This is a genomic window from Microvirga sp. KLBC 81 (assembly GCF_003075415.1).
Lineage (GTDB): Bacteria > Pseudomonadota > Alphaproteobacteria > Rhizobiales > Beijerinckiaceae > Microvirga.
Genome location: NZ_QDAH01000056.1, coordinates 1 through 22539, shown reverse-complemented (window position 1 = coordinate 22539; position 22539 = coordinate 1). Strand labels below are relative to the sequence as shown.

Here is a 22539-nt window from a genome sequence, read left to right as displayed (position 1 = left end):
CCAGGATATTGGTTCCTCACGTCCTTCGATCTTTGCGAAAACCCTTGGTGGAAGCTTCCGTTGTGCAGACGAGTGCACCTCGAAAGAATGCATGCTCGGCGACACTCAACGACCGTTCATCTGGAGATGCCCATGAAGAGAACATGCACTGTCCATATCCTGCCATGTGCATTGCTCACAAGTGTCTCTCTCGTCCTCTCGTCCGCACGAGCGTTGTCTGAAACTTATTTTGTGGATCCGTCCGGCACTGTTGCGGCGCAGGGCACAAGATCCGACCCGTTCCAGAGCATTCAGAAAGCCCTGGAGCGCGCAATGCCGGGCGACACGATCGAGCTGGCACCTGGACGCTACTTTCAGGATTTCCGGACGTTGCGAAACGGGCGACCCGGAAAACCGATCATCATCAGAGGTGGACGCAACGCCGTCGTCTCCGGCGCCGGCGCCGGCAGGATCGTTGAAATCAATCACGATTACATCGAGCTTCACGGCTTCACGGTTGATGGCAGACATGCTCCAGAAAACGGCAAGGACAGCTTTCGGGATAAGCTGATCTATGCTGTTGGAAACCGCCCTGGAGACGGCGTCACGGGCCTCCGCATTATCGGCATGAGCCTCAAGAACGCAGGCGGAGAATGTGTAAGGCTGCGCTATCAGGCGCAGCGGAATGAGATCGCGAACTCGTCGATCGAAAACTGCGGGATCTATGACTTCGTCTACAAGGATGGAGGCAAGAACGGGGAAGGCGTCTATATCGGAACTGCGCCTGAGCAGCTGGGGCGGTGGGGGGCGCCGGATGGTGAGATCGATCGCTCGAACGAAAACTGGATCCATCACAACACGTTCAACACGCGTGGAAATGAGTGCGTCGATATCAAGGAAGGTTCATCAGGCAACATTGTCGAGCACAATCGTTGCACAGGGCAGAGAGACAAAAACTCAGCCGGTCTTGATGCCCGCGGAAGCGGCAATGTCTTCCGCCACAATACCGTCTATGGAAATCGGGGCGCCGGCATCCGACTTGGTGGAGACGAGGATGATGATGGCATCGGGAACAGCGCCTATTCCAACACGCTGCGTGACAATCAGGTTGGCAGCCTGAAGGTTCAGCGTGGTCCCCAGGGCAAGATCTGCGGCAACGTGGTCAGTGGGAAACGAACAGAGGTCAAGGGCGAGTTCGGCGAGAAGATTAACCCTCGCCGCCCCTGTTGAGAAACGCGCGCTCCAATCGGCATGAGCTTGTTGAGGCGACAGGAGCAGTCTTCACTTGGCTTCCGTCAGAGCCCCTTCCGTCTTCGGCACCTCAGGCTCTGAAACCGAGCTGGTGGCGGAAGGCTCCATCATGGAACTCAGCGCAACGGCCGCTAAAGGGAATCCACTTTCCTGAGCACTGCTCATCAGCGCAATGGCCTTGTCCATGTCCATATCGACGCCAATACCCGACTTGTACATGAGGCCGAGCCTGTATTTCGCTTCGGGAATGCCCGCATCGGCAGCCTGCTGAAGCAGGCTCGCGGCCCGCTCGGACGAGGCCTCAACGCCCGTTCCTTCGCTAAAGGCCTGCGCCAGACCGATCAGCGCCTCACGATTGCCTGCCTCTGCTGCCTTCTCCAAGCCAGTGATGATGCTCGGCACCAGATCGCTTTTCGGGCGAAGCGCCAGAAGGCGCGAAAGCCCCTGTCCTGCGGCTGCGTTCTCACTGTCCAAAGCAGCAAGGCTGTACCACTGCACGGCCTGGCGCTGGTCTTCCAATTTATCACTGCCGGCGAGCATATTCGCGAGGTGCGTCGCGGCGGCACTGTCGCCACGCTCCGCAGCAACCCGGATCAAGTGGCCAGCCGCTTCGCGATCCTGAACACCGTTGGTTCCACGCTCCAGATCCATTGCAACCTTGTAGACTACGTTCGGGCTGATCTGTGCGGCCCTCTCGAAAAATCGCAGAGCCGCAGGCATATCTGCAGGGCCTTCGGTGCCGGCGGCCAGCGCCCAGCCAATCTCCACGAGAGTCATGCGGCTGCGGCCGGCATTCACATCCTCAAGCCATTTCAAAGCAGCTTCCTCGTTGCGCTCCACGCCACGGCCCGTGCCATAGGCATAGGCCACATGAGCCATGGCCCGGCGGTTGCCGACCCGCGCGGCCCACAGGTACCACTCGGCGGCTTTCTTCGTATCCGCTGGCACACCATCGCCACGATCATACATACCCGCAACAGCCAGCACGGAGCTGGATGCGCCGCGGAGTGCTTCATATCTCAACCTGCTCTCAAGTTTGGAGCGTCCGTTGCTTGCAATGGCAACCTCATGGCGCGCTATGACCTTCGCCAGGAGCCGCGTTGCAATGCGATCACCCCGCGACGATGCGATCTTCAACGCCTCAAGCCCTGTTGCGAAGGCTGGAGCGTCGATCTTGGCCGTCAATGCAGCCTGCCCGAGCCTGAGAAGGCGCGCCGTGGACATTGCTTTCAACTGTGCAGCGCTGGGACCTGCAGGGGCAGAGGCGGGTACTTCAGGCACCATCTGCTCCTGCTTTGCAGGTGCGGCAATCACAGTGCTTGTGATGAGGCAGCTCAGGAGCAAGATGTGACTTGTTCCGATCATTCGACTTCTCCTTTGCATTCATCCTCGGCTATCAAGATCTCTCATTCCCGACACCAAGCTGTATCCATCGTTCATTTCCGTGCAGCGGTCTCGGCTGTGGTGAGCCACTTTTGCGCGGCCTCGGCGTTCACTTCGGTTCCAAAACCGAGGGTCATGGCAAGGCTGACGCCATACATGGCCTCCGCGTCACCGGCATTGGCGGCGCGCAGCAACCAATCCGTGCTGGCACTGGCCGACAGCTCGACTCCATAACCGGATGCATAGGCGCGAGAGAGTTCTTTCATGGCGATGATGTCGCCTGCCTCGGCAGCCTTGCGCAGCCAGTTCGCTCCCTGCTCGGGATCCGCCTCGACTCCAAAGCCGAACTGAAGGCTGCGCCCGAACTCACGCATGGCTGGCACGGAACCGGCCTCAGCCAGTTCCTTCAGCGCTGCGATGGCGGGTGCTGCATTCGTTTCGGAACTGCCGGCCAGTCGCGCGAGATCGGTTGCCGCTCCCTCGTCGCCGCCACGCAACGCCTTGGCAAGCCATTCGATGGCAGGACCGATATTACCATCGCCGAAAGCTCCGGAGGCATAGTTGCGGCCAAGGAACCGCATGGCCTCTACTTTTCCGGCCTCGGCAGAGCGCTTGAGATACTGCAGAGCGGCTTGTTTATCGGTCTGACCGCCTGTGCCATCGAGCATGACACGCCCGATCAGGAACAGCGTTGCGGCATCCGGTTCGTTGAGCTGAATGTCGTTGATCGCACGCTGGAGCCACATGCGGGCCCGTTCAGTGCCTTGAACGCCATTCACCCGAGACTGAACCTGCGCAAGCTCCACCATATCACGAGCCGAACAGACAGGAAGCGATTCAGCCCGTGCTATCCATACCGAAGCCTCGGACGAATCCCTGGCAAGTGCGGCAAGAGCGATCGCTGCACGAGAGCTTCCGGCTTCTGCCGCGGCTCTTTTCCAATCCAGCGCTGTCTTGCCCGTGGAGCGAAGCTCATCGTCTGTCTGCTCCGCCAATACAAACATCGCGGCGGCGTTGCCGGAGGATGCCGCTTTCTGAAGCAGCATCAAGCCGCGGGCGCGCTCAGCCTTGTCCGTGTGGCTGGGTGACAGCAGAAGACGTCCTAGCTCGAATGTCGCACTCGCATCACCACCCCGCGCAACCTCTTCGAGGAGAGCGCGAGCACCAGCTTCGTCACGGTGCGTATTCTTACCGTCCAGGAGCTTGCGAGCCAGGAGGAGTTGAGCACGGACCCGCTCCTCACCGGGAGCCAGGGCAGCAGAAAGCCATTTGATCGCCTGCTGCTCATTCTCGTCAATGCCCTGCCCCGTTCGGTAGGCAAAAGACAGGAGCACCATGCTCTCTCGATCCCCCTTCTCCGCGGAACGAATGAGAGCCTCCATGTTCTGCCGCGAAACAGCAGGATCGGCATTCGCCTGCGTACCGAGCGCCGCTATGCTGCGCGCATGTCCCGCCGCGGCTGCGCGCGTCAACCAAGCGCGAGCCTGGTCAGCATCCGGAGCTACGATCGCGCTGCATTCATACAGGTCGGAAAGAACCCCCATGGCTTCAGGGCTGCCGCGATCGGCGGCCTCTCTAAGGAGGCCCAGAACATCGGCTCCATTCGCATCTTGAGGGCGCGCGAGGAGGAGCTTCGCAAGCTCCGTCAGCCCGGAAGGTTCACCCCGATCTGCCGCCTTGCGGTAGAGCGAAAGCGCAGTCTTGATATCCGGTTTGCCTTGAATACCGGCAACGTGGAGACGAGCGAGCGAGACAAGAACGCTGGCACTGTGCCCTGGCAGTGCGGCTGCACGCGACAACGCCTCTGCGGCTTTCGGAAGATCGGGAGGCGAGCCGAACTCGCCACGATAATGCCTGGCCAGAATCTTATAAGCATCAACATCGGAATAAGTGCCGGCCTTCTCCAGCCACGCAACTGCTTTAGGCAAATCCTTGGGAACGGCATCTCCCCGCAGAAGATGCTCGCCTAAGGACGTCATGGCTTGAGCGTAGCCTGCATCTGCAGCCCTGGTGAGATGCCTAGCGACTACGTTGGGCGTTGCCTTGGCTCGTCCTTGAATATAAATCTCGGCCAACGCCAAATCGCCCCGATAATCCCCCTGCCGTGCAGCCGCTTCGAACCATTTCATGGCTTCAGGCAAACCTCCTGGAACAAGCGTCTCATCAGCTAGGATCGTGCCAATCTCGTAAAGCGAGCTGCACTTTCCACGCCCTAGATCACCATACAGGATGAGAAGCCCAAGCTTGACCAGATCATCCGTGGCGGCTTGCTGCACTAGGCCGACACGGCCGCTGCGCTGAAGCCTCGCCAGACCGATCACACCGTCGACATTACCAGCAGCAGAAGCAGTGCGCAGAAGCCGCTCCGCCTCCTTGATGTCAGCACCCGCGATACGGCCCTGTTCGTGAAGGCGTGCCAGCTGCACCGCTGCATCCATGTGCAACATGGAGGCGGCAGACGCGAACAGTGATGCCGCCCGCTCAGAGTTCACAGGTCCCGCGGCAGGATCAAGCATCAATTTCCCTAAGCGATAGAGAGCCCTTCCCTTTCCGGGCCAAGTCCGTCCGGACAATTCCTCAAGGAGCTTTCTCGCCGTGGCCGGATCACGCGGAATCTGCGGTGCGCCGTCCGCATACAGCAGGGCGGCGTCATACATTTCCTCGAGATCGCCTGTCCCTTGGGACCTGTCCCACTTCTTCCAGTCTCGCTTGAGAGAGAGTTTCGGAGGAGCCACGCAGAGCTTGCTGAAATCTGTTGTTGGGGCCAGTGAGCGTGGTGCTACCGTTTGAGCATGAACAGCAGTTGGGTATTCGATGAGACCCGTGAGGGACACAGCAACGACAACTCCTGCAGTGACCCTGTTTCGGCTCGTGAGGCAAAGATCGGCGAACCTAGCAAGCTTGCGCATCATGCAATCTCCCATCAGCCCGGGCCTGACGTTTCGTTCGTATTGCTTATTCATCGTCATCACTTTCCCCGGGTTCGGGCAGCTTCTTTTTGCGGATCGCCTTGATGGCCTGCCAGTGGCCGGCCTGCGCCGCCTTGGCGAGCCACTCATTTCCATCAATGCTGTTCTGGTCAGGCGATGGCGGACGGTAGCGCAGGGCCAGATGGTACATGGCGGCAGGATGACCATTCTGAGCAGCCTGAAGGAGCCACCGTTCAGCCTCCTGCGGCTTTGCGTCTGTCGCCAATGCATTCATGCGATAGAGCTCGTACATCGCCCCCTGCGATCCCATGCGGGCCGCCCGTTCGAGCCAGGACAGGGCAAGAGCCGGATCTCTTTGCGTGCCGAACCCTTTCTTGAGTGCCCGCGCGACTTCGATCATGGCCTCGGGCGATCCGCTTTCCGCAGTGCGCAGGTATGAAGCGAAAGCACCTTCAGGGTCGATTGCGGCTCCCATGCCCGAAGCCTTTGCATCTCCGAGCTGGAGCCTGGCCATTACCAGATTGGCATCTCCTGCCTGCGCGAGAAGACGCTCAGCCTTGGCACCATCATGAGGAACCCCGCCCCCATACAGATAGGCCATGCCGAGGTGCATCTTTCCTTCAGGATCGCCATTTTGTGCAGCCAGGGCGTAAAACTGAGTCGCCAGAGCTCTATCCCGGGTAACGCCCTCTCCTCGAACGTAGGCGTCGCCCAAGGCAAGCAGGACCTTCGTGTCGCCGGGCTCGTCATTGTAGATTTCACGATAGAGAGCAACGGCCCGCGCGGGATTCTTCTCGATTCCATTCCCTTCTCTGTAAGCCTTCGCGAGCACGAAGCGCGCATTGTCGTTTCCGAGCTGAATGGCCCGCTGGAGCAAGGCTTCAGCCCTGTTTGCATCGGGCTGAATGCCTACGCCTTCCATCAGGGCCTGAGCAAAGCTGGTCATCGCCTCCGTGTTGTTCTTGCGGGCGAGAGACTCAAGAATAGTAGCACCGTGCTGCGCCGTGACGAGATCCTTCATCTGCAGAAGCGCAATGCGGACCATCATTCTGTCGTTTCCGGAAGCTGCCTTCTCCGCAGCCGAAAGCCACCGGCGAGCCTGATGGATTTGATCAGCGCCTCCACTTAGGTACAGCTCGGCAAGCTGCAGAGCAGCTTCGGTATCCCCAGCATCCGCGATCTTTCTCAAGGCGGTTTCCGCAAGGGCCCGCTCGCCCCGTGCGAGATAGAGTTTCGCCAAGGCAATGGAAGCACGCATGTCCCCGGCCCGCACTGCCGTTTCAAGAACGTCCCGAGCAAGATTGAAATGGCCCGGTCCGCCCGCGCGAGAGTAGAGGGCGCTCAGCTCCATCATGGCAGGGCCGCTGCCTGCCGCTGCGGCACGGCTGAACCAAGTGGCGGCAAGTGCATAATCCTGCGGAACTCCCCGGCCCTCGTTATACATGCGGCCGAGGCGTATCATTGCAGTCGAGATGTTCGCGTCGGCAGCTTTCCGGTACCATTCCAGCGCACGGGAAATTTCCACGCCATCGGAATGCAAGGCGTAATAATCGCCAAGGCGGATCAATGCCATCGTGGCCCCACCTGCGGCAGCCTTCTCGTACCAGCGCACAGCCTCTGAAGCAGAGGGCGCAACACCATTCCCGTTCAGAAGAGCGTCACCTAGACTGATCGCTGCTTTCACATGCCCAAACTCTGCTGCAGCTTGAAGTCGCGCTATGGCCGTCTTGCGCATAGGTTCAGTGGTGGCATCAGGATAAGAGAGAACCGTGCGCGCATATTCGTAGGACGCCGTGGTGTTGTCCTGCATCGCGGCTCGATCGAACAGCGTGATGGCCAGCGGCAGGTCACGCTCAATGAGGTCACCGTTGCGAAGCTCCCTGCCGAGACCAACAAGCACTCCGGGGTCGTCATCAACATTCTGCAGGGCTTCAGTCAGAAGCATTTTCGCCTTCTCGCGCCCCTCGCTCCCCTGCTGGCTGTAGATTTCAGCCCCGAGCAAAAGCGCACGCGCTTCCTTGGTTTCGAGAGCCCTGTTCAGCCAGAGCTCCCCCTCGTTCGATGGAACTCCGAGCGCACCTCCCTTGTATGAATCCTCCGCCAGCGCGAGTGCTGCCTCCACCAAACCGCCATTGGCTGCCTTCTCGAAAGCAGACCGCGCCTCCTGCGGCTGATAAAGAGCGGTTTTGGAGTCCAGTCTCATCCGGCCCAGGCGCAGGGATGCCTCCGGATCGCCGAGATCCGAGGCACGTCGATACCATTCAAGCGCGACACCCAGACGATCAGGCTCACTGTCACTGGTTGCGCGATAATGATCCGCGAGTGTCCTGGCAGCATCCGCAGATCCCTGCCTCGCATCCTGGAAGAGAAGTCTCAACCCTTGGCTGGCGAAGACATTTACTTTTGTGGCATCGCTCTCAAGCCTTGCGAGGGCCAGACCCGCTGGACCATGCCCCAAACGCAGTGCTACCTGATACAAGCCCTTTGCAGCTGCAATATCCTGAGGGACGCCGGTGCCGGTTTCCATCAGCCCTGCCAACAGATATGCCGCCTCGCGGTTCTGCATGGCGGCCGCACGGCGCAGGAGCTCGGCGGCACGTTCGCTCGAGGCTCTCCCCTTATCGCGATTCAGCAGCATCTTGGCGCGCCGGACGGCAGCTGATGCCCAATGAGGACCCGGATTGGCAAGGGCGCGTTCCAGAAGGCGCTCGGCTTCATCCGGCTGTGCTTTGCGTAAGGGGTTGGTTTCGCTGATCGGCAGGCCAGATTGGAGGATCTTCGCCTGCTCGACAAAGGCCTCCTGATCCTGGCGCTGGCGTAATCTCTCAATCTGCTCCATGCTTGCCCGGAAGCCATGATGCATTTGCGTATCGGGCGCAGTCTGGGGCCATGCCGGCCCGAGGGCCAGAAGAGCGGTGGCTGTCAGAAGGGTGCTGAGCCAGAAGCCTTTCGTCATCCGCGCCCCCAAATGCATGTCGCATTGCCGCCGGCAAACTCATCGATGAGTGGCCGCTCGTTCTTGAGGCTCCGCATAAACAGGGCTTTGAGTCTGCGCGTTGCAAGGCCTGCGCGATCGCGGGAAACAATCGCCTCCGCCCACGCCATGTAGTGGCGGCCATGGCTACGTTTTGCCAGGAAGCCGAGGTCGGGCTTCCGGAAGTCGGACTCGTCCCCCGGAATGTAATTTTCCGAAGCATAGGCCAGAACCACATTTGGTTCCGTGATGCCGTTGAGCGTGTAGGAAAGGATGCGGTCGAAGGTGATTCCGCCTTCATTCAATCCGTAAAGATCCGTTCCTCTCATCGCTGCAGTTTCTGCCATGACCGCCATGCTGGAGAGGGATTGACGCATATACCACAGGGCGCGAGCACCCCTACGGGTTTCAAGAGGCAGGCTCCCGTCAGCCCGTCCATCCGACAGAATGGTGCGATACCGATCAATGCCTTTGGCATAGAGACGGTCATCGCCTGTCACCGCTCCCCAAGTCATCAACACGCTATCAGTTAGGTAACGATGATTGTTATGGTCAACGGACCCGTCAAAATTGTAATCGACCTTGCGAACAAGAGGATCGATCCAGCCGGCAACAACCCGCCGTTGCTCATCGTCCAGACTGCGCTGGATGACTGAGTAACCGACCACGGTCGGCAGGAGCACACGCTTCAGAGCATAGTAGGCATCGTTTTCTACTTCCGTCTGCGCAAAGGCATTCGCCTTTGACCAGGTGAGCAATAGGTCGCGCAAAGCAGTTTCGGAGGCCGCGTCGCCTGCAAGTGCACGACCTGTCAGCACCATGACGGCCCAGGCATAATCGTTGGCAGCACCATCCGTCCCATAACCTTCGGTCGCTTTAAGGCCCATGATCGGTTTGAGCCCATTCCACGACGCGTCACGTGGTATGGCAAGGCAGGCTGCGCGGATACCGGCAAAGGCCGGCTGCGAGAGAGCGGCGCGACGCTGCTCCACGTCAAAGACACCAACCGGTTTTACTTGGGCATAGGAAGGCCCCGCAGCCAGAAGGTTCAAAATCAGAAAGGCAAAAATGCGCTTCATGCCGGCCTCTAAGTGCCTTGAGATGTGTTGGAGAAAGCCTGCTGCTGCACACTGCCATCCGTCGTCGTGCAATCCGCTTTGCCCTGCGGGTCGAAGATGTGTATGTCAGCCCCGCCCTCGAAGTATCCCTTCTCGCGCAGGAAACAGGCAACGGCAGGCCGTACGGGGCGGCAAGCGCTTGCAATTAAAGTGCTGGTCTTGGAGGAAGTTTGCAGAACCTGTCCTTCCAACCCACGCAAGTCGCCACCGAAAAGACGGCGGGATTGCTTCACGAACTTGTTGGAGAACATAGCAATGCCGGAAGCACCCTGGGCATTGATGCCGACCCTATTGGACGAAAACCGATTACGCCTTAGGGAAATACTCGTTACAGCGTCATAGGGATCAAGTCTGAAGTCCCGCGTTTCACCACTCTTCGTTTCGAGGAGATTCGCCACATAGGCATTGACCCCTGCGCCTCCGTTTTCCTCGATCCGATTGTCATAGGCGCCAATGTCGAAACTATTTCGAACCTTCAAGCCATCCCTCTTGTTGGCGAGAAGATGGTTGTTGGTCATCAGATTGCAGGAACTCTCGAAAAGCGTGATGCCGTCCTGAGCATTGTTGAAGGCAGCATTGGCGTGAATGACGTTGTTGGAGCTGTCTCGATCGAGCATGATCCCGGATCCGACGTTGTCGAAAGTCAGGTTGCCGATGATCCAGCTCTCATCCACCTCACGCGAGATAATGATGCCGTGCTTGGCCTTTGTCCCATAGGTCGTATTGAAGGCGATGATCAGCTTGCGTGTGCGGTCGTGAGGATCGAGGCCATAGATGACGTTGTCGACATACTCGTTGCCGATAATGTGAATGTTCTCGGCTTCATATGAGTAGAAACCGAAATGTGAGTTGCGGAACACATTGTCGACCACATATCCGGTCGCATGTGCTTGGTCGCGTAGTTCAGCAACGCGGATTGGGCCCGATGAAAAGGAAAGCCCGAAGGACTTGGAGTTCTCGTACCCCAGCGCGGTCAACACTGACCCCGCCACGTTCATGCGTCCGTCGCCCCAGCTCAAGAGGAAGGGGCGAAACTCGTGAACCTTGCCCATGTCAGACCAGGCGGGCTGACCTGTCTTTTCATCGTAACCTATAATATCTGCATCCACGACGTGAAGCTCACCTGCACTGGCAATGAACGCCCCTGCATTTGCGCTGAAGCGATAAGTGGGCATATCCAGACGCGACAGAACGAGGCGAGCCCCTGGGGCCACGAAGACCGGCGCGCGGAGAGTGAGGACATCGCCATCGATAGCAATCAGGTCCTGATCCTGTGTCCCTCGCAGCTGGCGGGCGATCATCCCCAAAGTTGCGATACCGGATTGAACCACAACGATGCGCGGCGTCGGAGTTCCCTGGTAGCGAACCGCTTGTTCAATACGGGCATCCCCGCTTGGGCCCTCGTCCAGAAATTTGGAGATATAGAGATTGTAGTTCGCAAATGTTACACCGGCGACAGCCCCTGAAGGCCAAGGGACAATGGTGCGGACGTCAGCGGCCGTAGCAAAACTCTGCGGCAATGGAGAACGACTGGAGGTGTCTAACTCATTCCCGACCTGCGCAAGAACGAGGCCTCGACGGGTTCGCCTCTCATGCCCGAGCTCATTCTCCGCGGAAGGGTCCGGCGGCAAACTCTCCACGGGATCGACAACGTCTCCCGTATCGTCCTTGTCGGGGCTAGACACAGCGGTCACCTGCGCCTCGGCAAGACGGCGGAAGGCGGCGCCACGCACCCGATCGTCCCTGATGGACCGGATCAGGTCAGATGCGAGGACGATGCCGCTCGGCAGACTAACGAGGTCCAGCGCGATCTCCTGCTTATCCTGATCGCTCATCACCTGACTGAAGCTGCGCTTCAGAACAGCGTCTGGCAGGCTGCTCCGCTTCTTCTGTTCAACAGCCTGTTTGGCATCCGCTTTGGCGATTGCTTCGTCAGCGCGTGCGCGGAACTTGTCATCAATGATACGTTGCTTCAGTTCACCCGCGCGAGCCTTGTCCCCGAGATCAGCAAGAGACTTTACGATTGTGTAATATGCCCTGTCCCGATCGAGCTTCTCCTGAGCCTCAGCAATCCGAATTGCCTCGCTGAGGGCCTGTTCGCCAGTCTCCGCTTCCTTTTTCTTGCTCGCCTGACGCGCGATCTCAACCCAGGATTCGACTTGGTACTTCTTGTCCTCGATCCGTCTGGTGAGATTAGCCGCATCAGCGAACTTACCTGATTGGGAATGGGCCTTGGCGACGGCTGAAAGGACACGTCCGCTGTCTTCCGGATCAGTGAGCTCTCCGACGATCTGCAAAGCCCCAGCTACATCGCCCGCTTGAGCCTTTGCCCGGCCGATTCCGCTCAGTGCATGAGAACGATCATCCTTGTGCTGGATCTGAGGCAGCAAACGCTCAGCATCCGTGAAACGGCTGTTTTCGGCAAGGCGCTTGGCCAGATCTCCCAAGGCCGCGGACGTTTCCGAGCGAGGCTCTAAACGCTTGGCGTAGTCCAACGCATCGTCAAATCGATCGGCGCGCGTCAAGGCTCGGACTGCTTCGGGCCAAATCATGGCTTGCGCGGCTTGATCCGCCTTGTCAGCACCTTGCAGTGCTTGAGAGAACATCTGCTCGGCCATGTTGCCATAGCCGGCCCGCTCCATCTCACTCGCCACGGTTAGCTGTGCCGTAACTTTCGCTGCGCTGTCCTGCATCGTCTCGAGGAGACTTGCCGACTGCAAGGAAACACCCTTAATGATCTGCTCTTTCACGATCAAGGCGAGTGCCTTTTGCTGATCACTGGGATTGAAGAAGCTCTGAGCGGTCGCGGCAGCTGCCTCGAAATCCTGCCGCTCGAGTGCAGCAGTCAGGAGATCGGATAGAAGATTCTCTTGCCTCTCGCTGCTGGGAAGAGTCAGGGCAAGGTGCAGACTTCCTCCGAGATCTCCTGCACCAAGACGTTTGAGGACCTCGGCCTCCAGTTGATCTTTCGAGGCCTTCTGCCATGGAGTGCCTTTCAGCTTTGCGAGAGCAAGATCACGCCGGGCATAAGCCCGATCCCGAGGACGTGGGATAAGAGCGATGGCGCGTTCCGCAAGCGAAACCCCCGTTGGACCAAGATTGGCGGCAAGACGGGAGACCGCATTATAAGCTCCCGATTGCTCTCCCGCCCCAGAAATCGCTTTCGCTGTATCGAGAGCAAGAGTGGCATAGCGCAAAGCACGATCCTGCACACCAATCCTGCTGTAAGCCTGCCCGATCTCGATGAAGGCTGCAGACCTGTACTCCGGAGCCCGCTGTGCGCTGGCGAGCTGGTGAAGCGTCACGCCGAGTTCGATCCGGTCGATGCTCGTCTGGTTGGCCGTGAGATCAGCCAGGGACGCCTGCAGCAGGAGTGCACCCAGCATGTCATGGCTCAACCCGTCATCGGCAAGGCGAACGAGTTCCGCACGCGCACCGTCCCGCAAATCGGCAGAACCAGAATTCTCCGGTCCTGCAAACTTCTCGAGAAGCTGAATGCGGGCCAAAGCAACCTGGTAAAACCCTGCCTTCTTCGGTCCAGCCCCCTGCTCGGCAGAAAGAAAGGCTTGGCGGGCTTCTTCAGCGAGACGTGATACCTCATTGGGCTCCTGAGCCCAGATTCCTGAGCTCAGAATCAATGAGATAAATGCGGCAGATACCGAGAGGCAGCGATCAGCTCGCAATAATGCGATCATACTGATCCTCCAGGCGCACGATATCGTCCTCGCCAAGATACGTTCCGCACTGCACTTCGATCAGATGCAGTTCGTCGTCGCCGATATTCTCCAAACGATGGACGTCTCCCTTTGGAATGTAGACGGACTCATTCGCCGTCATCACGAAGATCCTATCGCCGACCGTGACACGTGCCGTTCCGGAGACGACCGTCCAATGTTCGGAGCGATGGTGGTGATACTGAAGCGACAAGCGCCCTGCGACATCAACAATGATGTGCTTGACCTGGAACCCCTCACCGACGCGAAGAGACTCGTATGATCCCCAGGGCCTGCGGACCTTGCGATGCAGGTTGGCCTCGGGCCGCCGCACCGCTGCCAGTTCGCTCGCAAGGCGCCCCACATTCTGCGCCTGATCGAGCGATCCTACGAGAACTGCATCCGCAGTGTCGACGACAACGATCTTTTCGACTCCCATGACAGCAACGAGTCGTGAGTTACCATGCACATAGCTATTGCGCACATCGTGGAGAATAGTGTCACCCCGGGCGACATTTCCATTACCGTCCTTTGAGCCCACATCCCAAAGAGCTGACCAGGAACCGAGATCGCGCCAGTTAGGCGACACGGGCACGCAGACGAGGCGTGCGCTCTTCTCCATCACAGCATAATCGATCGAGACCGCAGGGGCTGTCTCGAAATCGGCAGAAAGACGGATGGTATCGTTGCTGCGGTGAGCCATCGTCACAGCTCGCCGAGCACAATTAATCACATCGGGAGCATATTCCTGCAGCTCTTCCATAATGGTGCGTGCAGTGAACATAAAGATGCCGCTGTTCCAGAGGTGGCGCCCTCCTGAGAGGAGCGCTTCAGCAATGGTCCGCTTCGGTTTCTCGACAAAGCCAGCAACCCGGCAGCTTACGTCATCGAAGAACTCGCCGACTTCGATGTATCCAAACCCTGTCTCGGCATGTGTCGGCCGAATACCGAAGAGAACGATCTGTCCTTGGCGGGCGGCCTGAGCAGCCTGAGCGACGGCGTCTGAGAAGACTTCCGCCTGTTCGATCAGGTGATCACTGGGAGCAACCAGCATCAGGCGGTCAGGATCTTCCTCCGCGATCAAGGCGGCGGCCGCAGCAATTGCCGGCGCCGTGCTCCGGACCGATGGCTCGACGAGCAAACGAACGGGACCAGATTTCAACTCGCAGATCTCACGTAATGCAAGATCACGGTGAGTGTTGTTCACGATGATAAGTGGCTCTGCATAAAGCTCAGTGCTGAACCGCTGAACAGTTTGCTGGAAGAGGCTTCTTTCACCTGATAGCACGTGAAACTGTTTGGGCTCGCTGGCGCGCGAAACCGGCCAAAGGCGAGTTCCGGCACCTCCACACATCAGAACCGGAATGATGTTATCCATGATCAATCTCCAGAATATTCCTTGTGCTGCGCAGGCATTATCCCAGCATTAGTCGAGCTCTCATTTGAGAGTGGCGATGCGCTTGTCGCCGGAAGTCTCAGGTTTTTTGGCCGCTTGCTGTGCGTCATCCTGCTTGTCACTCGAACGGAAGAGCGAGGCGATTTTCGCTCCGGCCCAGCTCACGCTGGCATTCACCTTGCCGGCTGCCGTGCCGAGCGTAGATCCCGAGAAAGTATCGAAGATGACGGAGACGGGTTGCCCAATCGCCGTATCTTCCAACTCCCGCCCAGGAGACAGTTTCACGAGGAAACGACCCGCGCTGGCGTCCGCATCGGAGTAGGTTGGCAGGGGCTCAATTCCCACGTCGCGCACAAGCGTTCCATCAGCATATTCAACAACCGCTCTGGCGCCCCGGTAGAAGCGCAGAACGTCGCTCTGTGGAATGCTGGCCGTGATATAGGGGGTGCTTGTTTTCTCACGGAGGACGAGGATTGGTGCCCCCTCGCGAACAAAGCTCGACGGGCGGTTGTAACGAGCTTGGACGATGCAGTCACAGGGGCTGTCAATAACGATGCTGCTGCTGCCTTGTGGGCCTTGGATCGTCAGAAGCGGTTCGCCTGCCTGCACTTCATTGCCCGCGGCAACGAAGGTCAATTGGCCACTCGAGGGAGCCGGAACCGTGACAAGATCCGCTGTGATCAAGGCCGACTGCGCCGGGATCATGTACATCTTCTGGAACACGCCCATGCCAATGAAGCCGAGAAGCAAAAGCGTGGCGCCCATAATGGCCCCGTATCCTGCGATGCTGCGTCCGTGGTAGGCAACATTGGCAACTAAGCCCTGGGGCTTGGGACGCTGGGGCACTTCGCGTGTCTTCCCCTCATTTCGCCTTGAGACGACATCGAGCACGTCCCCGGCCTCCACTACTTCGCCTGAGAGATATGCATCGAGAACGAAGCGAAGGAGATTGTGCTGGCGCGGAGAGACATCCACGAACCGCATACCGATCCGGCTCTGATCCTGGTTCACGTAACGAACCTCTGTCCTCACCTGCAGAGTCAACTCATACCCGTTGAACGGGAAGATCAATACAAGCTCAACAATGTCACCGGGGCGAGCATCGATTACGCCAGTTCTGACGCCTATGCCGCCGACCGATAGATCAATGACAGAGACGGGCGTTCCACCATGAAGGCACCTCATGGGCAGGCGATAACGCGGATGCTGGCGTTGAACCTCAGCTTCATGCGTAATCGTCGACATATTGTGTTTCTCCATGAAGAAAGCGCGATTTAAGGGAAGAACAGCAGGGCCCTAGGTGTTGGGAGCACGTCGACGCTCCACGCCAAAAGAGCGAGGAATGCGCCCAGAGAAAGAGTGTGCATGTAGGTCGACATGAAGTCGCTCGCGACAAGAGGGCGCTTTGCGCTCCGTGCTCCCGAGGTCGTCTTCTGACGCGTCCATTTCTGGCGATCCAAGCGAAACGTGATGTGGACCTTCATCAGCGATCCGAAGATCTGATTGAAGTAGAGAAGAAACGGGTAGAACACGGATACCCGTGAGCGCGACGTGAGAAGTGAAAGGGTCAACACGTAACGTGACGTGAGAATCCAGAGTGCATAGAGGAGGAATGCATATCCGCTGACAAAGAAGGTGGCGATCATCGCCACTGCAAACCCAACAAGGGATGTCCACATCGATATGCGCTGGTCCAGGATGGCCCACCAAGTGAACCAACCGATTTTCTTCGGTCCCACCGCCAAGGCCCGCGCGTTGGTGCGCAGCATATTCCCGAACCAACGTATCATGAGCATGGCGGCCGCCGAAATGAAGTTGTCAGTCGGCGGATCTTCCACAGTCAGAACCACGACATCGGGGACGTAGATCATCTTGTAGCCGTTCCGGAGCAACCAGAACCAGCTCGATTTGTCGTCGCCGGTCAGAAATTTGAAGCGTCCCAGCCGCCAATGATCGATGTAGTCCAGCTCCACTTGGCGGATAAAATCTGGATCGCTGACGATGCTGGCTCGGAACATGGCCATACGGCCGGTCAACGTAAGAACCCGTTCCGACAGTCCCATGGAAGACATGAGCGTGTGGCGTTGGGCGAAGCGAAGCGCGTACCATTCCTGGAAAATGCGTCGGCCTCGAACTTCACTGATCTCATCCGTAGTGAGTGCGCCGACTTGAGGATCTAGCTGAAAGAAGCCAGCACACTTCTGAATAAGATCCCGTGGAATGATGCTGTCACCGTCGATGACAGCGACAACATCATCCTCGGACGGGCACCGACGGGCAATGGCTCTGAAACCATATGCAAGTGCATCGCGCTTGCCTGTACCGGCAATTCTGACCACCACCAAATCAACTTTGTCCTGGTCCGAGCAGAGGCTGCGGAAAATTGCCTTCACCAGTCTCTGATCAGCTGTCTCGACAATAGAGGCAACGACGGTCACTTTTCCCGGAGCGGCAAGAGCAGCTTCGAAGGCTGCCTTATAGACGCGCCTTGTGACGGCCGAGTCGATCCGGAAGGTCGTCACGAGCAGATAGGCGTTAAGGGCTTCGTGAGTAACGAGCGCATCCGCTGCCTCCCGCATATGCGGGAATACCGTCTTTCGGTAGACCAGCGCACGGGCAAAGTGCAGCCCTCCCCACCCGTAGCGCCAAATCGCCAGAAAGCCGACCGTACCGATGAAGCCGCCGCCGATCATGCCGTAGGCTTCCGCCGGCAATTCGGCAGCGAAGGCCGCTACGGCAACGACATAGAGCAGATGTGCCCATACCGACTCCGAGAGCCGGGTACTGCTGGGACTACCAGCAGATGCCCTGATAGAAATCACCTGAACACCTTGTCTGATTGATACGAACGAGGTCGATGAGCGGACGACCGTCATCAACGACGTCCATCAAGCGCGTCGCTTCAGCACGATTTCCGAGAACAAAGACTTCGGCGTGATCGACCACTTCATCGATGTTCGCCGTCAGCAGTGTCGCGAGATGCGGCAGATGAGAACGTACAAACTGCAGATTGGCACCGGTGAGCTTCGAGACCTGAATATTCGGGTCATAAATCCGAATGTCGTAGCCACGGCCGAAGAGACGCTCGGCAAGCTCCACGAGCGGGCTCTCGCGCAGATCGTCCGTCTCCGGCTTGAAGCTTAAGCCTATGATGCCGATGCGTCGCTTTCCTGTCGCAACCACCATGGAATAGGCGCGGCGCAACTGCTCTTCATTCGCCTCCATAGTTGCATCGAGAACAGGCGTCGGCACCTCGAGCCTGCGCGCCGCAAAGCGCAGTGCCCGCAGATCCTTGGGCAGGCACGATCCGCCAAAAGCGAAACCAGGCTTGAGGTACGCCTTGGAAATGTTGAGGCGCGTATCCGCACACAGAACATCCATGACGGTATGACCATCGATACCAGCCGCCTTGCAGATATTGCCGATCTCGTTGGCAAAGCTGATCTTCAGTGCATGCCAGGCATTGTTCGTATACTTCACCGCTTCGGCCGTGCGGATCGATACGATCCTTGGCTCCACCTTGAAGATCTTATGTAATTCCAACAGACGGTCGACTGTTGCCTGGTCGTGGCGTCCGAAAATGATGGCACCGGGATCGTAGTAATCTGCAATCGCAGTGCTCTCTCGCAAGAACTCGGGATAATAAGCTACACCGAAGCCGACACCGGCCTGGCGCCCCGATGCCCGCTCCAGCGCCGGGAGGATGATGCTTTCCATCGTACCTGGCAGAATGGTCGAGCGCATAACGACAGAGTGGAAGGAATTCTTCTCTCGGATAGCAGCGCCGATCTCCTCCGCAGCCGCGGTAACAAAGCCTGTATCGAGCGATCCATTCGGCCGAGACGGCGTGCCTACGCAAACAAACGAGAGGTCAGAGCTTTGAATAGCATCACGGACGTCATTGGTAGCTTTCAGACGCTTGTTGCGGATTCCATCCTGGATCAATCCGTCAAGACCCGGTTCGACAATCGGGCTGACGCCTGCATTCAGAGGTTCAACTTTCTGCGGGTTTGGATCAACGGCAATGACATTATGGCCATCATTGGCCAAGCATGCGGCCGATACGGCTCCTACATAGCCAATTCCAAAGACACTGATTTGCATTAGGCTGTTCCCGATGAACAACAGTGATATCGAGGCGCAAGAAGAGGCGCCGGCACAGCCCAATAGATACTCTCGGCACCTGCGTTTTCTCGTCACTATTTCGGCTGTGGAGATACCCCCGAGGGGTTAACTGGGGAACTACTCCCACCAAGGATTGATTTAACTCGAAAGATTTTGAAACCTTTCTCGGCAAAGCATTTCTCGAAAAACTATGCTTAAACCTTGCCACATATTGCCTCACGATAAGGCAAGACCCCCGCCCGTTGTGCAGATGTTCTTATTCTGAGTCGCTTACGGGAAGGAGGAAAACTTACCACCCTTCTGCAGTGCAACATCGACAAGTTTCTTAGAAACTTTACCTATCGGATTATAGTCGATAGACGGCGCCTTTTTCGTTTTCGTAGAAAAATCAAGGCATTGAAAAGACAAAAATTATTTTTCCAGAATTTTAATTTAGAACGACCCTTCGAGCAGCAGTTCCTTGGCTTTTGCAGAATTTTCAAGAACAGATTTGCACACTCAATAACATCTTTGAGAGCAGTGTTTTTGTGTCGAGGACAAGCACACCTCAGCTCTCCGTGGCCGAGCCGCACTAAGGAGCTACTTCCAACGCGCAATCGATAGAAAATTGTCCTTCGCTATATCAGGAGTATTCAGCAAGGGATCGTAATAAATGCCCACAGTTATCACCGTTGCCGCGCCTACCGGAAACGCTCAGAAGGACATGGCTGCCATCGCTACAGCCATCAGAGACGCCAACATCGAGTACATGAAGAATCCTGGAGCTGGCCAGGTTACCGTCAAACTAGCGGCCGGGACTTATGCAGTCACAGGCGATCCAGCCAATCCCTCCAAAGGTCCTATCGAACTGCTTTCTGGTGTTGCGCTCGTCGGCGAAGGGATGGGCGAGACCGTCATCCGGCTCGTCGATGGGTTCAATTACAGAATCAATGGGATTGTGCGTACCGCTCTGACAGACGTTTCAGACGTTTCAGTCTCCAACCTCACGATCGATGGCAACCGCACCAATAATACTGGACATCAAGCCGGCTTCATCTGCGGTGCGAAGGCTGATGAAGGGAAGATCCAATCCGACATTACGCTCACAAGCGTTGAGATCAAGAACTGCACGGCATACGGCTTCAATCCGCACGAAGTCACTACGAATGTGACAATTGAGAACTGCGTTGCTCATGGGAACGGCCTCGACGGTTTTGTGGCCGATGCTGTTGTCGGGGGCACCTACAGGAACAACGTGTCCTATGACAATGATCGCCATGGCTTCAACATCCAGAACGCCACGACGCAGCTCACTCTTGAGAACAACAAAGCCTATTTGAACGGATCGGCTGGCCTGACCATCCAACGCGGCGACGTGCCACCGGAGGATGGATCTCCCCTTTCTTGGGTCAACGATATTCAGGTCATCGGAGGCGAGTATTACGGTAATACGAAGGAAGGCATTCTCGTCAAACTCTCGGACGATGTGACGATCGACGGTGTCAAGGTTCACGACAATCTGCGCCAAGGCATCAGAATCGAGGGGTCGACCGATACCATCGTCCAGAACAGCGATATCTACGGCAACTCGAAGGAAGCCCATAACACCTATGACGAGATCCAGATCCGCCTCCGAGTGGATAGTGCCGTTACGGGCCAGACCTATTATTCGACAAACACGCAGATCCTGAACAACAATATCCACTCCGAAGGCGCTGTTAACGCCCGCTTCGGTGTTCGCGAGGAATCCAGCAACCTTGCCGGCGGGACCACGGGGACAGTCGTAAGCGGCAACACGATCACCGGGATGGAATCCGGGGATGTTTCCGTACCCGGATACATTCGGCATGGCGGTTCTGGCGATGACATCATCGAGGGAACCAAAGATGGCGATAATATGCAAGGCCTCGCCGGAAACGACACTTACACGGTCAATCACTCCGGCGATAAGGTTGTCGAACAGGCTGGCGAAGGCGATGACGATCATGTCAAATCCTTCATCACATACACGCTCGCCGAGAACGTCGAGCATCTGACTTTGATGGGCACTAACGTCATCAATGGTTACGGGAATGCCTCTAATAACCGACTGACGGGCAACACCGCCAACAACGTTCTCAAGAGCCATGGCGGGAATGACACGCTTTATGGTGGCGCCGGCGCTGACACGCTTGAAGGTGGCGACGGTGACGATACTTATTACGTAGGCAGTACCAAAGATGTCGTCGTTGAGAAAACCAATCAAGGCCTCGGTGGCATCGATACGGTCTACAGCAGCGTTGATTATGCCCTTTCCAGCGCGGTTGAGAGGCTTATCCTGACGGGATCGGCTATCACAGCCAAAGGCAATACAGGATCAGGAAATAGTCTGATCGGCAACGATCTTAACAATGTTCTTGATGGACTGGCTGGCGAAGACCGAATGGAAGGAGGTCTCGGCAACGACAGCTATTATGTCGACGACAGTGGCGACCTTGTTGTGGAAGCTTCCGAAGGAGGCATTGCGGATCAGGTCCTCACCTCTGTGAACTACACTTTATCAGCAAATGTTGAGAACATCAGAGCGATAGGAACAGGCAGCCTCATTCTGACCGGCAACGAGTTCAACAATAAGATCACCGGCAACTCCGCTTCAAATACGCTTAAAGGTGGAGCTGGTCACGATACCCTCAATGGTGGTGCGGGTGCTGACTCCATGGAAGGGGGCGATGGCAACGACGTTTATTATGTCAGCATCATCGGCGATCTTGTCGTCGAGAAGAGCACCGGGAGCTTGGGTGGCATCGATACCGTATACAGCAGCATCAACTATACCCTGACCTCGAATGCTGAGAACCTGATCCTGACCGGATCAGCAGCACGTGGAACAGGAAACGCTTTGTCTAACATTCTGACCGGCAACGTCTACAACAACGTTCTCAACGGGGCTGGAGGCGCCGATCAGATGAAAGGTGGCAGCGGCAACGACCTTTATTACGTCGACAATATCGGCGACATCGTCATAGAAACTTCGACAGGGGGTAGCTCCGACTACATTCGGACAAGCGTAGACTATAGCCTCTCGGCCTATGTCGAAAGGCTTTATGCCACCGGCAGTTCTGCGATCTCTCTGACAGGCAACAGCCTCAGCAACGTACTCTCAGGTAATGCAGCCCGAAACACACTCGCAGGTGGAGCCGGCAATGATACGCTGAACGGTGGCGCGGGTAACGATAACCTGACCGGAGGACCGGGGAGTGATACGTTCTCATTCAACACGACTCCAAGCACCTGGTACAACAAGGACACGATCACCGACTTCAATGCCGTATCCGATACTATCAAGCTAGAGAACAATGTCTTCAAGGCGTTGACATATACAGGAGCGATGAGTTCCGCCAACTTCACCCTAGGATCTGGTGCCAAAGACGCGAATGATTATGTTGGCTACAGCACAACCACAGGCGATCTGTGGTACGATTCCAACGGTAACGCTGCAGGCGGCAGGGTTGTCTTCGCCAATATTGGCACTAACAAAACGATCGGCAGCGCCGATTTCCTCATTGTCTAAATAGTACCTCACGAGGGTGGCTCCCGAACCCTGGAGCCACCCTTGCCGTGAGGGCGGCCTGCCGTGGACCTGCCGCCATATGTGATCCACGACCTATGCAACTTTCCGGGCTTGATGAGTTTGTTGGGCGAAGGCGTTCGG

The 22539-nt window shown here is 57.3% G+C and carries 11 protein-coding genes; 2 read left to right on the top strand and 9 right to left on the bottom strand.

What is annotated here, in order from left to right:
* Positions 1-132 precede the first annotated feature (132 nt).
* Entirely contained in the window at positions 133-1209 is a 1077-nt protein-coding gene (locus tag DC522_RS24485; protein ID WP_116531220.1) for a right-handed parallel beta-helix repeat-containing protein, read from the top strand.
* Between the two features lie 51 nt (positions 1210-1260).
* Here the strand turns inward: DC522_RS24485 and DC522_RS24480 are convergent, their stop codons facing one another.
* The 9 genes from DC522_RS24480 to DC522_RS24440 all read right to left on the bottom strand — a co-directional run bounded on the left by DC522_RS24480 (position 1261) and on the right by DC522_RS24440 (position 18911).
* Positions 1261-2595, bottom strand: coding sequence for an SEL1-like repeat protein (locus DC522_RS24480; RefSeq protein ID WP_165820292.1), 1335 nt, complete (start codon positions 2593-2595; stop codon positions 1261-1263).
* 71 nt (positions 2596-2666) lie between these two features.
* Positions 2667-5348, bottom strand: a complete 2682-nt coding sequence (locus tag DC522_RS24475; RefSeq protein WP_165820291.1) for a tetratricopeptide repeat protein — start codon at positions 5346-5348, stop codon at positions 2667-2669.
* Between the two features lie 220 nt (positions 5349-5568).
* On the bottom strand, positions 5569-8499 hold the full coding sequence (locus DC522_RS24470) for a tetratricopeptide repeat protein (protein WP_165820290.1): 2931 nt from the start codon (positions 8497-8499) through the stop codon (positions 5569-5571).
* Positions 8496-9596: an alginate lyase family protein gene (locus DC522_RS24465; RefSeq protein ID WP_116531216.1), complete on the bottom strand. Its 1101-nt coding sequence runs from the start codon at positions 9594-9596 to the stop codon at positions 8496-8498. The genes DC522_RS24470 and DC522_RS24465 overlap by 4 nt, the downstream gene beginning before the upstream one ends.
* Before the next feature lie 8 nt (positions 9597-9604).
* A complete protein-coding gene (locus DC522_RS24460; RefSeq protein WP_116531215.1) occupies positions 9605-13330 on the bottom strand; it encodes a right-handed parallel beta-helix repeat-containing protein in 3726 nt (1241 codons plus the stop codon).
* The gene (locus DC522_RS24455) at positions 13308-14726 is read right to left on the bottom strand and encodes a mannose-1-phosphate guanylyltransferase/mannose-6-phosphate isomerase (protein ID WP_116531214.1); all 1419 of its coding nucleotides are present in this window, start codon (positions 14724-14726) and stop codon (positions 13308-13310) included. Before DC522_RS24455 ends, DC522_RS24460 begins: the two co-directional genes overlap by 23 nt.
* A gap of 60 nt (positions 14727-14786) precedes the next feature.
* Positions 14787-15989, bottom strand: coding sequence for a PilZ domain-containing protein (locus tag DC522_RS24450; protein ID WP_165820289.1), 1203 nt, complete (start codon positions 15987-15989; stop codon positions 14787-14789).
* Positions 15990-16018: 29 nt separating this feature from the next.
* Entirely contained in the window at positions 16019-17620 is a 1602-nt protein-coding gene (locus tag DC522_RS24445) for a glycosyltransferase (protein ID WP_116531212.1), read from the bottom strand.
* Positions 17538-18911, bottom strand: a complete 1374-nt coding sequence (locus tag DC522_RS24440) for a nucleotide sugar dehydrogenase (protein WP_305777714.1) — start codon at positions 18909-18911, stop codon at positions 17538-17540. Before DC522_RS24440 ends, DC522_RS24445 begins: the two co-directional genes overlap by 83 nt.
* 610 nt (positions 18912-19521) lie before the next feature.
* Here DC522_RS24440 and DC522_RS24435 point away from each other — a divergent pair.
* Positions 19522-22398 carry a right-handed parallel beta-helix repeat-containing protein gene (locus tag DC522_RS24435; protein WP_116531210.1) on the top strand — a complete coding sequence of 959 codons (2877 nt, stop codon included), beginning with the start codon at positions 19522-19524 and terminating at the stop codon, positions 22396-22398.
* Positions 22399-22539: the final 141 nt, after the last annotated feature.

Excerpts from the sequence above, each read along its gene's own strand:
- DC522_RS24485 (WP_116531220.1), top strand. The coding sequence starts at position 133 with ATGAAGAGAACATGCACTGTCCATATCCTGCCATGTGCATTGCTCACA.
- DC522_RS24480 (WP_165820292.1), bottom strand. The coding sequence starts at position 2,595 with ATGATCGGAACAAGTCACATCTTGCTCCTGAGCTGCCTCATCACAAGC.
- DC522_RS24470 (WP_165820290.1), bottom strand. The coding sequence starts at position 8,499 with ATGACGAAAGGCTTCTGGCTCAGCACCCTTCTGACAGCCACCGCTCTT.
- DC522_RS24465 (WP_116531216.1), bottom strand. The coding sequence starts at position 9,596 with ATGAAGCGCATTTTTGCCTTTCTGATTTTGAACCTTCTGGCTGCGGGG.
- DC522_RS24460 (WP_116531215.1), bottom strand. The coding sequence starts at position 13,330 with ATGATCGCATTATTGCGAGCTGATCGCTGCCTCTCGGTATCTGCCGCA.
- DC522_RS24455 (WP_116531214.1), bottom strand. The coding sequence starts at position 14,726 with ATGGATAACATCATTCCGGTTCTGATGTGTGGAGGTGCCGGAACTCGC.
- DC522_RS24450 (WP_165820289.1), bottom strand. The coding sequence starts at position 15,989 with ATGTCGACGATTACGCATGAAGCTGAGGTTCAACGCCAGCATCCGCGT.
- DC522_RS24445 (WP_116531212.1), bottom strand. The coding sequence starts at position 17,620 with ATGACGGTCGTCCGCTCATCGACCTCGTTCGTATCAATCAGACAAGGT.
- DC522_RS24435 (WP_116531210.1), top strand. The coding sequence starts at position 19,522 with ATGCCCACAGTTATCACCGTTGCCGCGCCTACCGGAAACGCTCAGAAG.